Annotated in this window: 17 protein-coding genes and 1 pseudogene; all 18 read right to left on the bottom strand. The window is 58.3% G+C overall.

The features are described 5' to 3' along the window. Positions 1-417, bottom strand: a pseudogene (locus ACE04F_RS07925) (phage tail tape measure protein); the annotation flags it as partial. A gap of 128 nt (positions 418-545) precedes the next feature. Continuing rightward, positions 546-1,121, bottom strand: coding sequence for a phage tail assembly protein (locus ACE04F_RS07920; protein ID WP_486105692.1), 576 nt, complete (start codon positions 1,119-1,121; stop codon positions 546-548). Positions 1,122-1,196: 75 nt separating this feature from the next. Further along, positions 1,197-1,703 carry a phage major tail tube protein gene (locus ACE04F_RS07915; RefSeq protein WP_486105691.1) on the bottom strand — a complete coding sequence of 169 codons (507 nt, stop codon included), beginning with the start codon at positions 1,701-1,703 and terminating at the stop codon, positions 1,197-1,199. Further along, complete coding sequence (locus tag ACE04F_RS07910) at positions 1,703-2,869, bottom strand: phage tail sheath protein (protein WP_434656078.1); 1,167 nt, start codon at positions 2,867-2,869, stop codon at positions 1,703-1,705. The genes ACE04F_RS07915 and ACE04F_RS07910 overlap by 1 nt, the downstream gene beginning before the upstream one ends. Positions 2,870-2,871: 2 nt before the next feature. After that, the gene (locus ACE04F_RS07905; RefSeq protein WP_486105690.1) at positions 2,872-3,081 is read right to left on the bottom strand and encodes a hypothetical protein; all 210 of its coding nucleotides are present in this window, start codon (positions 3,079-3,081) and stop codon (positions 2,872-2,874) included. A gap of 87 nt (positions 3,082-3,168) precedes the next feature. Then, the gene (locus ACE04F_RS07900) at positions 3,169-3,426 is read right to left on the bottom strand and encodes a tail fiber assembly protein (protein WP_486105689.1); all 258 of its coding nucleotides are present in this window, start codon (positions 3,424-3,426) and stop codon (positions 3,169-3,171) included. A gap of 9 nt (positions 3,427-3,435) precedes the next feature. Beyond that, positions 3,436-4,056, bottom strand: a complete 621-nt coding sequence (locus ACE04F_RS07895) for a hypothetical protein (RefSeq protein ID WP_486105688.1) — start codon at positions 4,054-4,056, stop codon at positions 3,436-3,438. Between the two features lie 23 nt (positions 4,057-4,079). Beyond that, positions 4,080-4,610 carry a hypothetical protein gene (locus ACE04F_RS07890; protein ID WP_486105687.1) on the bottom strand — a complete coding sequence of 177 codons (531 nt, stop codon included), beginning with the start codon at positions 4,608-4,610 and terminating at the stop codon, positions 4,080-4,082. After that, a complete protein-coding gene (locus ACE04F_RS07885; protein ID WP_486105686.1) occupies positions 4,607-5,251 on the bottom strand; it encodes a phage tail protein I in 645 nt (214 codons plus the stop codon). The genes ACE04F_RS07890 and ACE04F_RS07885 overlap by 4 nt, the downstream gene beginning before the upstream one ends. Next, entirely contained in the window at positions 5,248-6,243 is a 996-nt protein-coding gene (locus ACE04F_RS07880) for a baseplate J/gp47 family protein (RefSeq protein WP_486105685.1), read from the bottom strand. The genes ACE04F_RS07885 and ACE04F_RS07880 overlap by 4 nt, the downstream gene beginning before the upstream one ends. Beyond that, positions 6,240-6,572 (bottom strand): phage baseplate protein, encoded by a 333-nt coding sequence (locus tag ACE04F_RS07875; RefSeq protein ID WP_486105684.1) that lies wholly within the window; start codon positions 6,570-6,572, stop codon positions 6,240-6,242. Before ACE04F_RS07875 ends, ACE04F_RS07880 begins: the two co-directional genes overlap by 4 nt. Positions 6,573-6,582: 10 nt before the next feature. Beyond that, on the bottom strand, positions 6,583-7,194 hold the full coding sequence (locus ACE04F_RS07870) for a phage baseplate assembly protein V (protein ID WP_486105683.1): 612 nt from the start codon (positions 7,192-7,194) through the stop codon (positions 6,583-6,585). Between the two features lie 3 nt (positions 7,195-7,197). After that, a complete protein-coding gene (locus tag ACE04F_RS07865; RefSeq protein WP_486105682.1) occupies positions 7,198-7,710 on the bottom strand; it encodes a hypothetical protein in 513 nt (170 codons plus the stop codon). Between the two features lie 47 nt (positions 7,711-7,757). Continuing rightward, complete coding sequence (locus tag ACE04F_RS07860; protein ID WP_434656069.1) at positions 7,758-8,108, bottom strand: phage holin family protein; 351 nt, start codon at positions 8,106-8,108, stop codon at positions 7,758-7,760. Between the two features lie 231 nt (positions 8,109-8,339). Continuing rightward, positions 8,340-8,636, bottom strand: a complete 297-nt coding sequence (locus ACE04F_RS07855; protein WP_486105681.1) for a hypothetical protein — start codon at positions 8,634-8,636, stop codon at positions 8,340-8,342. Positions 8,637-8,639: 3 nt separating this feature from the next. Continuing rightward, a complete protein-coding gene (locus tag ACE04F_RS07850) occupies positions 8,640-9,548 on the bottom strand; it encodes a lipid II-degrading bacteriocin (RefSeq protein ID WP_486105680.1) in 909 nt (302 codons plus the stop codon). Positions 9,549-9,556: 8 nt separating this feature from the next. Then, positions 9,557-9,748 (bottom strand): Com family DNA-binding transcriptional regulator, encoded by a 192-nt coding sequence (locus ACE04F_RS07845; RefSeq protein WP_486105727.1) that lies wholly within the window; start codon positions 9,746-9,748, stop codon positions 9,557-9,559. 608 nt (positions 9,749-10,356) lie between these two features. Beyond that, entirely contained in the window at positions 10,357-11,091 is a 735-nt protein-coding gene (locus ACE04F_RS07840) for a LexA family transcriptional regulator (protein WP_486105726.1), read from the bottom strand. Positions 11,092-11,188 lie beyond the last annotated feature (97 nt).

Raw genomic sequence — 11,188 nt, 5'->3', positions numbered from 1 at the left:
TGGCGCGCTGGCGATACGCTGTGTTGGCTCAGCCATCTGCTGGATCTGCCGTGGCGTGAACTGGCCGGCCTGCTTCAGATCGGCCATGGCCGAATCCATTGCTATCGCCGGTTTGAGCAGTTCCGGTGGTTCGATTCTACGACCCGACGTCGCTTTTGGCTCTTTGGCTGAATCCCCCTTGGCACTGGCGCCCATAACCTGAAACAACGTGCGCTGTGCCGAGAGTTTCAGGGTCAACGACTCGATTGCCGTGGTCAGCAAGCCGAGCTTGAGCCCGAGGTTTTCCAGCGCCTGATCGAGTCCCGGCTGCGGCTTCCTGGACGTGCTCGTCGGCACAGTTGTGAAGCCCGCATTTCCGGCCGCCAAGCCCCCTTCATCGAAGGCTGCATATCTGAGCGAATATCTATCGTCCGCCATTCCGCTCTACTCCTGTTTCACGCCAAGGCGAGCGATCGCGATGTCGTATCGGCGCAAGGCCTTGCCGGCGTCCCACTCCAGGATCTCCGCTTCACTTACCGGGTAAATGAGCGGCACCACATCGAGGATCACCTCGATGTCGCGCTCCGAAAGAAGTCCGCCGGTTTGTTTAAAAAATCGTCGATGCGTACCTGAAGTTGCGTCCAGTCAGGCACGCTCAGCGAGGCCAGGTCCGGCAGCATCAAGCCGGTGCAATGGGCCGTGATGAACTCGGCACGTTCCTTGGCCGTCTTCAGTTTTTTCATCGCCTTGGTGGCCCGCAGCACTGGCATTTCCAGGGTCAGCGAGGCCAGGCTGCGGCCCGCCACATCGATCGGTTGCAGCAATTGCACCTGGTCGGGATCGCCTGGAACTCCATCGGTCTGCCCCAGAAAATGGGACGCCGGGCGCGTGGACATTTCATGCACGTATTGCGCAATGCTCACGTAGTCCGGGCGCTTGAGCTGGTCCAGCTCCTTGGCCGACAGGCCGGTCGCCAGTTTGGCCAGCTCGAAAAACTGGTCGTCTTCATCATCGCCGGCACGGGCCAGGGCATCTTTTTGCGCGGCGTAGTACAACGGCTTGAGTTGCAGCTGCTCGATCTGCGAACCGTCGTCAGCGGTGATCGGTGACAGCAGCTCATGGGTAGGAGGCATCCAGGACATGAAATCGATTCCTTGAAAAATCGGGGATCCGCTGTGGCAGCGAGCCTGCTCGCTCCCACAGGGATTGGCGTTGACTTAAGGCAGCAACACCGCGCGACGCGCATCGCCAAGAATGTCGACGCCGTTGAGCACGAACTTCTGGGTGCGCACGTCGATGTCGATCACCGGGATGCCGTTTTCCAGGCGGTTATAGGTGCGGCAGGCCAGCTCGAGGGTGGTGGTGGGTTTTTCGTTCATCTTCAGGGCGGCTTCGTCGAGGGATTTCAGCTTGCCGCCCACCGTGTGGTAGGTGAACCAGGTGTTGCCGTCCTGATCCTGACCGGCCTCGCGCACGTTCAGCAGGATGTCGTCACCGACGCTTACGCCCAGCGCCAGCATGATTTCCGGACCGACACCTTGCAGCACCAGTTTGGCCGTCAGCGCCTTGCCGCTCTTGGCCATCTCCTCGCCGATGAAACGCCCGCCGCGCATTTCTTCCATTTCGAATTCGATTTTTGGCGGCGTGAATTCTTCCACGGTCGCCGACAACGGCAGGCCCTGCAGGGTGGCCGCAATGGCCTGTCTTACGCGGTTGGTAAACATTAGAGAACATCCTCCAGGAACTGCTCGATGATTTCATCGCGGGCGTTGAGTTGATAAATCATGTGTTCGTTCGGCGCGTAGCGGCCATAGTCGATGACCACGTACCAGGTGCCGTTCTTGTACTTCTCGACGCTGTTCAATTCCGGGTGCAGGTACACGCTGCCGCCGGGAATGGTTTCGTCGGCGACCAGGGTTTGCAGCCAGTCGTTGATGCGTTTGACCTCCTGGTCCATGAACGACTTGGTCAGGTTCTTCGCCATGGCTTTCTGGCCGGCTTTCACCAGCTTGCGGCTGATGGCATCTTCCAGGCCGACGTAGCTGATGAACTTGCCGGTGATGGAGCGGTTGCCCAGCAGCGAGAAGCCGCCGAGGATGGTGCGGGCGTAGTAGCTGACGCCGTAGCGGTTGAGCAGATCGCCTTCGGTGGAGGTGTCGAGGATGTTGTATTCCACGGTGCGGGAAACGTCTTCGGCGTAGGTCACCTGGTTACCCGGGCTCTCCCATTGCTTGACCTTGGCGAGCGCGGCAATCGCCAGGCTCGACGGCGCCAGGAAAACGTTTTTCTTCGCCGCCTTGGAGTACACCGCCGGCATGTTATGCACCACCAGGCAACGGTCGAAACCGAGGTCGGCGCCGCCCAGCTCCTGGCTGTAGGTCACTTGATCGGCGACCGAGGCGTCTTTGCCGTCGAGCACCACACGGGCCTTGATGCGCTTGCCAAACGAGGCGAACTCACTCGCCACCGCCTTGGTGCCGGTGAAGCCAGGCGCGCCGATGATCGTCAGGTCCTCAGCGACGCCACTCAACGCCGCCAGACCCAACTTGCGTCCGGTTTGCGCCTCGATGCCGCCGATTACATTGTTCTGCGTGTCGGCCAGGGTCGCGCCCTCTTCGACGATAACCACATACACCGGCACCTTGACCACTTTGAGGATCTGATAGACCGCGTGGAACAACGTCCCCGCCTCGGCACCGGTGGGGTCCAACTGGGCCTGGGTGGTGAAGCTGTTGATGCGAAACGGGGTGTTTTTCGGAATCAGCGCGTTGGCATTCGGCGCGGTGCCGACCAGCCCGATGACGTTGTCCCCCAGGCCACCCATGGCCTCGGGAGATTCAGTGGCATTGACGGTGATGCCGTTGTGCTCGAAGTTCAAAACCTCAGCCATGGTTATTCAGCCTTTTTGGTGGCGGCCTTTTTGGCCGGGGTCGATGTGGAAGCCGACTCGACGGCTTCGGTTTTTTTCAGTTCCAGGCGACCGGCGCTACGCAAGGCACTGGCCTCGACGTCGAGCAAGTCGAGTTCCTGACCGGTGCTCGACCAGTGGCCGCCACCGGTAGGAAATGGAAGGAGCACGGTGTAGGTTTGGCGGATAGACATTGGCGAGTTTCTCCAGAGGCAAAAACGCAAAAGCCCCATCTAAAGGGGCTCTGTGCGGGCAAAAAAAAACCGCTTTCGCGGTGAGGGTTACTTCAGAAATGTTGGTGGCTCAGGCCACTCCAATTGGTCAGGATGTTCCACCGTTTCGGGAATATCCCGCAACGCCTTACGGTAGGCGGTGACCTGAGCTAACTGGACAGCAGTGGCCGGGTAATCCGGTAGTTGGGTAAAGTCAGTCGCTCGCAGAAGCTGATCGCGACGGGTACGAACTGCAGCCCATTCGATATCAGGCAAAGGCACAGCGAGCGTAAATTCTGTGTTGTTATCTTCAGCAATATCAGACATATCAACTCCTTAACTAAAAACCACTGTTTCAGCCAGCGATAGTTTTGTTTTCAAATCACCCAGTTTAAACAAACGGCCATTCCCTACACGCATGGTGTCGATACGTATAGTGGTGTAATAAATACTCGGAATCAGAATACGCATCACAATATTACCGTTCGTATCAACGTAACAAGCAGGTGTCATGTTGCCAAACGTGGAAACATTCTGCAGGGTACGAGTGGGTTGATAGCAATAGCCAACCAGCGTTTCTTCGATGATTTTTGCAGTGCCGTAACTGTAACCTTTTATGTTGAACCAGAACATTTCCGAGTTCACATTGATGTTCAGCGGAACTTTGAAATGTATATAGACGCTTGCGCTGGTACCCAAGTCGGTTAGCACAAAATCACCTTGCGCGCCCAACCCCTGTACACCTCCGGTACCCGAGACAAAACCTTGCAGTAGGTTACGACGAATCGTCCCCAGCGCTGCTGGATCGCCTTCAACGTCCTTGAGACTCCTCCATTCATTGAACTGCTCCAGTGCGGTGGCCATGGTGCTGTTGATACTGCCGATCTTTCCATTGACCGCCGCGGTCAAATTATTGGCCGCTGCTACCAGCGTCGCGATAGTGGTTTCCAGGCTCACATTCAGGTTCCTTGTACTATTGATTATTTAGCTTCAAGCGCCATCACTCGAAACATCAGGCCAACGTGTCGCGCCATATTGTCGATATTGGCGGTAGCCAACGTGGCGAGTTCTTCACTCAGTAGAATGTTCAGGTTGTCGGACCCCACCACCACCGTGACGCTTTGCGCCGGCAACGGTGAAATATCCAGCGTGAACTTTTGCAATACTCGCGCGGCCGCCGCTTTGTAGGTCAGCAACTTTCCAGCCACCGAATACACCGCTAGCAACGTGCCGGTAGACAGATAGAAACCGAACTCGCCAATCTCATATTCATCCGCCCCCTCAAACAAAGCGGCCATTCTCAGCTGCCCTGGATCCAGGTCTTCGTAGTCCACGATCGGCACCCGCTGCCGCTCATTGCGAAGCGCCGTTTCCGATCCGCTGGGGTCGTAGCGAGCGGTGCCGGCACCGATGTGGGTGATCTCACCTTTCAAGCCTTGGTTCTTTGCCTGCAACACTTCGGCCAAGCCAGCGGAAGTGAAGCGAACCAAGCGCGTAATGTCTTCTGTCATGGCTGCGCCCTGAGGTCGTAATCGTTAATGGTGTAGGGTTGAAAAAAACCGGTACTGATAAGGCGCACATCAAGGTCAATTGATGGCAGCGCTCCGTCCAGGAACAGTTCCCCTTCGCTCAAGGCTCTGTCGGCGGCTGATGCCAGCGCCAGGCTGCCGTTCGTTTGATGTACAAGCGTGATGGTGGCCTGGTCACGCTCGCTCTTGGCGGCATTGATTCGCCGTATCAAGCGATTGTGATCGCCACTGGACCAACTGCGACCGATGACCGCTTGCACATCAAAGGTGTAGGGCTGAGCAAGAGGTTGTTGCTCATACCAGGCGGCGACCTGGGGCGTAAAACCCATAGACTCGACGGCATGATTCAGCGCCTGACGCGTGCCGGCCTGACGCTGGATCTGCCAGGACAACGAAACGGTCAGGCGTTTTTCCAGATCATTGGCTGCCGCGTCCCATTCACTGACCCCACGATCCGCCGCCAGATACGGCAGGAACGCCAAAGGCGTTCCGCGCGGATTCATCAGCTTCGGAAACGGCGGATCGATGCGTTCGAGCAACCGGGCGAAGCCGAGATCAAGTGCCTTCTCCAGCGGTGAGCTGTTGGCCGGCAGCAGGCTCGGGCGAGGTGTGTCGTCACTCATAACGTATCCACCTCAACCTCGACGCCCGTGCAATACGGAGCCTGGAAAGCCGTCGTGACAATCGGCTCCAGCGGTTCGAGAATTTCAAGCTGGACCGCGCCGGCGCTGTGCAGCGTGTAGTCGATCCAGCTCGGATCCACGCGGCCTTCCAGGCGATGACAGGCCTCGGCGTATTCGCGCAACTGCTGCTGTGCGGCAGCCTGGGTCAGGCCTGAATCCGGACCGGGGTTGATCTTTGCCACGACGCGGATTCTGTAGTTCTTGATCTGCGCGGGCTGGACGATGACCCGGTCCGTTTCCGGTCGCACATCGGGCCGGGCGAAATGCTCGCGAACGCCGGCGAGCAGCGCCTCGGACGGCGTGCCGTCGCCCTCTCGGGACAGCACCGTGACCGTGACTTCGCCGGGCGCGGTACGGCGTCCGTTGCCGTCCTTGATCTGGGCTGCATGGCTATCCGGGTCGAAGGTGTAGGTGACGGTCACCACGCCCGCCGAGGCGCTTTCGACTTTCACGACGGGACGTTGCCCCAGGGTGAAAATCTCCCGCCGATACTGCATGCGCGAACCGGCCGCCGGTGCGTGGGGCGCCAGGTAGTAGCGCAACCGGGCGTCCTCGTCGCGCTCGTAGACCGGGGCGATGGGCGGGAATGCCGCGGGGTCGCCCGGGGCGAGCAACTGACGTTCAAGCCCCATGTCCGCGAGGCGCGCATCGAGGTTGCTGCCCGTGGCCCACCACGCCAGCATCTGCTTGATGCGGGCGTTGTATTTGCGTTCGTGGGTTTGCAGCCGGACACAGAACGCCTCGAGGGCCAGGGTCAGCAGTTCGCTTTCGTTTTCGAGACTGTCCACCAGCTTCGCGGCGCTTGCGGGAGAGCGTGCGGCAACGTACTCGACCACAAAAGTCTTGAACTCGGCGAGCAGGTCCTCGAACGCTTCGACGGTAACGATAGCCGGTTCGGCCAGTTGGTTCTGGCCGGGAATCAGCATGCTCATGTCACCACCTCGAAGGTCTGTTTGCGGTTTTTCCAGGTGCCGGCGAAGCGCAACAACAAACCAGCCCCCTGTCGATTGGCGACGATGACTTGCGGCTCGAAATCGTCGATGCCGTTGTGCGGGTTGTAGAACGCCTGAGCTGCGTGGCTTTGGGCGAGCAGCAGCAGGTCGTCACCGAGGTTTTGACCGAGCAGCTCGGTCAAGGCGCTGCCGTACAGGGGGCGCTTCTGACGAGTACCCAACGGTGTGGACAACGCCCGGGTGGCGCGCTGCACGAATTGCAGCCAGTCGTCGACCGTCGCGCCGGTGTTGCGATCGATTCCAATCATGGGAAATCCTTTATGCGGTACTGATGACGCGTCCCTGGTGATCCACCAGCGGACCGCTGAAATGCATGCCTGTCGCGTCGATACGCAAACCGACGGCGCCCAGCTGCAACTCGATGGCCTGGGGTGTCATCGCCAATCGCGCCGGGCCAATGCTCAACTGGAGCGATTCGCGGGAACCGCTGAACGTCGCCGGGCCGTTGTTCCAATGCAGGACATGGCTGGCGTGGTCGTAACCGTTTTCCGTGCCGTCCTGATAGAGGCGACGCGTCAGCGAGGCCTGGGTCGAGACGGGTGGAAACTGGCCGCCGTTAAGGCCGAACAACGCCACCGTCTGTCCGCCGCTGTCGCCGCCTCCATGGTTAAGCAGCAGGCATTGCTCGCCCACTGACGGAATCCGCGACTCGCTCTGGGCGCCGGCGCTCGGGTTGAAAAAGCGGATCGCCGGCGTTACCAGCCCGCCATGACTGACCTTGCAAGTGTTGCTGGCCGCATCGACTTCCTGGCAAACGCCGATGCGGCAAAAACTCTCTGCACGCCGATGCAGGTCCTCAAACTCGGTTTCCATCTGCGCCAAACGCTCGATGATCGGCGCCAGATGCATCTGTAGCAGCGCATCAAACATGGCTCAGCCCTCGAGTGCGGTGTATTGGTCCGGGTCGTCGATGTCCGAGACTTCCCAGGTACGGGCGAATTTCGGGATACCCAGCGGGTCCTCCAGCAATGTCGGGCCGAGGTACAGCGTCTGGGTAAATGAAAGGGTCCAGGCGGCGTACGCGCGGGTTTCGCTCCCGAAGGTCGACGCGACGCCATCGATATTCGTGGGCGGGTCGCATTGATCACCCGGCAGATTCCAGCGGTTGTCGACGACCCGCTGCTTCATTTCGCAGCCCAGATCGCACGCTGTCGACGCCGTTCCAGACGACACGACTTGCAGGGAAACCGTCAGGGCATGGGCGATTCGCCCTTCGCTGGAACGCTGGCCCAGCGCATCACGCTCGATGGCGAGCAACACCCAGGGTGGGTCGCCCATGTCGTTGAAATCCTGGAGGCTCCCGACGTTCAAGCCAGGCATGGCAGTTCGCAACGTTTCGGCAATGGCGGTCAACAGCTGCGAAGGTTTTTCGAGGACGGCAGGCATCGAGGCCTCCTGTTTTTTATGGCGGCACGAAGATCAGCAGTGGGAAATCAATGTGGGTCGGAACGGGAATCGCGCGGCGGTAGCTCACTGATGCCCATCCGCTTGGCGGCCCAGCGCTCGTAAAGCCCGATGGCGACGTCAGCCCCGGCCATCGCGGTCAGGCAGCCGAAGGCACCGGCGGCCCAGATCGACAGGCCCATGGCGTACAACAGCATGATCGCCGAGACGCCACAGATCATGCAGGCGCCGGAGCGCAGGGCGAGGCGCCGAAGCAGCGACCAGCCACGGGCGCCCTCCTTGTCGGCACGCCACATCTCGCCAGTCACCCCGCCCACCAGGGCGAGCACGATGACCAGCCAGATCGGCATGTCCAGCAACGCTTGTTGCTCGTTTGTCATGTCTCGTTTCCTGGGGGTGATTAAGATTGGGCGGGCAGGTTGTTTGAAACTGAATGAGATGTGGGTCGGTGTGACCCCCTAAGTGGCTAGAAACGGCGTTCTAACGATTGTCAGGTCATTGAAAGCTGGCATCACTCTGGCGGGATGGTCTGCATTCCCCAACTTCAGAAAAAGAACAAAAAACCCCAGCGGTTGCCGGGGTTCTGGGATTTGTACTGTACCGATCTCGGGTCACCTTCCTGTGATCTCAAGTCGGCCATCACAACTGATAAGCGCCTGGAGCTTTTGCCCGTCGATGTCGAACGGGACCATCCACCAGTTGGTGGTAGCGTCATAATGACCAGGCTCCGCGAGCTTGTATCGGGAAATCGCGGCCGGCTCCTTGTGCCGCTTGTAGTAGGCATCAATCGCGTTCTTGAAGAAAGCCTCGGTTCCTGCGCCAGGACAACTACCTGCATCCTTTTCGCCACAGCCAGACATCAACACAACGCAGACTGCACAGGTCAGCCCCAAGGCCTTCTTCATCATCGTTTACCGCACTCCAGTAAAGCTGACCGGTTGAGCGCCCTTGAAATGAATGACGTAATCGGCATGGCCGAACGTTTCACCCATCTGCATCAAGAAGGTCGTCAATGCTTCTTGAAGCCAGGGACGATTACTCGGATCAGCATCAAATTTGTCATCGTTCAGGGTGTAAGAGCCTGAAAACGAATAAGACCCATCCGCATTAATCGTCAGGGCGCCGGTGAGGTTACCAGAGACCCGCCCGACAGTTAAAGCTACTGGCAAATCAGAGACGTTGTTGAAAGAGTTGTAGCTGAATGGCGCAGCAGCAATCTGATAAGTACCAGCTTGGTTAGCAGAATCGTTCAAAATTTGTTTAATTGGATTCAAATCCGCGACCGTAATCGCCAGATTCAAGGAGCGGACATCCGCGTACCTAGGGACACCGCCGCCAAAAATCCAGTACCCCAATGCAGCGAATGGCATGGTCGGGATACCATAGAAATCAACAGTGTGCGACTCAAAAATCTCGCCGAAATTGATCGAATTCGCGGACAGAAACTGCCCGTATCCAAGCTGGAGATCAAGCGAGCCGTCAAGCGCCTGGCCAAATTTCCCAACCGCCGGACCATTTTCGCCCCAGATATAGTTTGCATAGGCATGAATGCCCAATTGAGTGCGAACCGTATGAATAGGCTGATTGCTAAGCCCTTTGGCAATCTCAACCATCATCTTATGAGCGTCGGCGGCCGACGCAGCCGCCCATACAGCCTCGCCATTAAGTGTGAGAGCGGGTGCAGCGATCGGAATAGCCTCAATTTCGCGGACATATTGTGGGAGCAAGCTGAGTTGGTTGTCCCAGCCGTCGTCAGTGGAGTAGGTCGTTTGAGGGCCTGGATACGCATATACAACTGTTACAGGGAGTTCGATGGGCATTTTCGCACCTATTGAGTCGAATGATTTTTTGCGGAGTATTCCGCATTCATGTCGCTCAATGGCGATTGCTCGAGGCTCATGGCCCTCACATGATTCAAGGTCCCGCATCGGGAGCATTTGATCTGGAGCTGGGTGTACTCGCCCACGCGGGCCAGTAGTCTGTTGCATTTTCCACATCTGTAATCTTTAAGCATCTGCAAAGCCTTGTCTTTTCTGCTGGGCTCCGCCCCGCTCGCGCGAGCGGTGAGGGGCTTGGCTGCAGGGTACATCTGCGATCTGGCGTCTCCCTTGGGTGTTACAGCACCCTCTGGAGTCGCCCTCTCTTTTTTCGATCCCAACAAAAAGCCCCAGCATTATCCCATTGACGGCGGTATGAAGTACCTCGCGGCACAGGCATTCCAAAAAGCCCGGTCGCCCAGGCTTTTCAGTAATGCGCTTGATCTTTCGGCGCGACTGGCGCGGTACGGATCCATTCAAATTGTTCCTCCGACCGCGGTCCCTGCCCGCCGGATAACTGCTTCTGGTGCTTTACGCTGCACACCCGGGTCAGTTGCCAACCCTCTGAACCGTTAAGGCCGGTTCATCGCTGCCTGTTGGTGGAACTAAAGAGCGTTGTTGCCAGCCGCTTTGTCGAGCGGCTTGGACACAGAATATGCATGGATGCATATACAGTCAATGCGTAAATGCATTTATTTATGCGCAATGAATGCGCAAATGCATGCAAACCGCGTAAGTACCGGGGTTGAAGGCTTTCAGGAGGCGAAAAAAAACCCGCACGACGGCGGGTTTTTATCTGACAGTGGAGGGGTTAACGGGCGTACATGCCCCACCAGAAGACGTGACCGAGGATGACGATCTGCTCGTCCTGCATTTCCTGGAACGTGTAGTCCTCGTCCGGATGCTCATCGCGGTTGAAGCTGCGCAGGCGGATGCCGGTTGGCAGGCGGTAAAGCTGCTTCACCCGCAGTTGGCCGTTGTGATTGATGGCGTAGAGGTCACCGTCGACGATGTCGCCGATCCCGCATTTGCCCGCGTTCACCCCGACCGTGGCGCCGTCGCGCAGCACCGGCAACATGCTGTTGCCGCGCACCGTCACGCACTTGGCCTGGTCGAACTGCACGCCGTTATGGCGCAGGCTGCGCTTGCCGAAACGCAGGCTTGAGCGCTCGCTTTCCTCGATGACGAATCTTCCTGATCCAGCAGCCAATTCAACCTCACGCAGAAAAGGAACGGACACCTCGTCTTCCTCGACGGGTGTTTCGTCGTCCCACAGGCTTATGTCCTTGAGTTCGGAATGCGGCTCTTCGCGGCTGCTGTTGCCGGCAGGCGCAACGCCGACGCGCCCGCGCAGCTGGTCGGTGCTCACGGCGAAATATTCAGCGATCTTCGAGATGTGTTTATCCGAAGGGTCGACGATCTTGCCGCTGAGGATCCGCGAGAGGGTGGACTGAGGCACGCCGGTACGCCGGTGAAGCTCCGTGGGGGAGATCCCGTGCTGATCGAGCAATGCTCTTAATACGGTAGAAACGTTGCGTTTTTGCATAACGCGCATAATGCTTGTTCTTTTCGTGGAAGACAAATGCTGTTTTGCATAAATATGCGGACGCTGTGCTTAAGCTCTGCCAAATGCTTTTGTGGGG

The sequence above is a fragment of the Pseudomonas sp. AGC41 genome (assembly GCF_057334555.1).
This window is presented reverse-complemented; position numbering and strand designations above follow the sequence as displayed.

Excerpts from the sequence above, each read along its gene's own strand:
- ACE04F_RS07920 (WP_486105692.1), bottom strand. The coding sequence starts at position 1,121 with ATGTCCTGGATGCCTCCTACCCATGAGCTGCTGTCACCGATCACCGCT.
- ACE04F_RS07915 (WP_486105691.1), bottom strand. The coding sequence starts at position 1,703 with ATGTTTACCAACCGCGTAAGACAGGCCATTGCGGCCACCCTGCAGGGC.
- ACE04F_RS07910 (WP_434656078.1), bottom strand. The coding sequence starts at position 2,869 with ATGGCTGAGGTTTTGAACTTCGAGCACAACGGCATCACCGTCAATGCC.
- ACE04F_RS07905 (WP_486105690.1), bottom strand. The coding sequence starts at position 3,081 with ATGTCTATCCGCCAAACCTACACCGTGCTCCTTCCATTTCCTACCGGT.
- ACE04F_RS07900 (WP_486105689.1), bottom strand. The coding sequence starts at position 3,426 with ATGTCTGATATTGCTGAAGATAACAACACAGAATTTACGCTCGCTGTG.
- ACE04F_RS07890 (WP_486105687.1), bottom strand. The coding sequence starts at position 4,610 with ATGACAGAAGACATTACGCGCTTGGTTCGCTTCACTTCCGCTGGCTTG.
- ACE04F_RS07885 (WP_486105686.1), bottom strand. The coding sequence starts at position 5,251 with ATGAGTGACGACACACCTCGCCCGAGCCTGCTGCCGGCCAACAGCTCA.
- ACE04F_RS07880 (WP_486105685.1), bottom strand. The coding sequence starts at position 6,243 with ATGAGCATGCTGATTCCCGGCCAGAACCAACTGGCCGAACCGGCTATC.
- ACE04F_RS07875 (WP_486105684.1), bottom strand. The coding sequence starts at position 6,572 with ATGATTGGAATCGATCGCAACACCGGCGCGACGGTCGACGACTGGCTG.
- ACE04F_RS07870 (WP_486105683.1), bottom strand. The coding sequence starts at position 7,194 with ATGTTTGATGCGCTGCTACAGATGCATCTGGCGCCGATCATCGAGCGT.
- ACE04F_RS07865 (WP_486105682.1), bottom strand. The coding sequence starts at position 7,710 with ATGCCTGCCGTCCTCGAAAAACCTTCGCAGCTGTTGACCGCCATTGCC.
- ACE04F_RS07860 (WP_434656069.1), bottom strand. The coding sequence starts at position 8,108 with ATGACAAACGAGCAACAAGCGTTGCTGGACATGCCGATCTGGCTGGTC.
- ACE04F_RS07855 (WP_486105681.1), bottom strand. The coding sequence starts at position 8,636 with ATGATGAAGAAGGCCTTGGGGCTGACCTGTGCAGTCTGCGTTGTGTTG.
- ACE04F_RS07850 (WP_486105680.1), bottom strand. The coding sequence starts at position 9,548 with ATGCCCATCGAACTCCCTGTAACAGTTGTATATGCGTATCCAGGCCCT.
- ACE04F_RS07840 (WP_486105726.1), bottom strand. The coding sequence starts at position 11,091 with ATGCAAAAACGCAACGTTTCTACCGTATTAAGAGCATTGCTCGATCAG.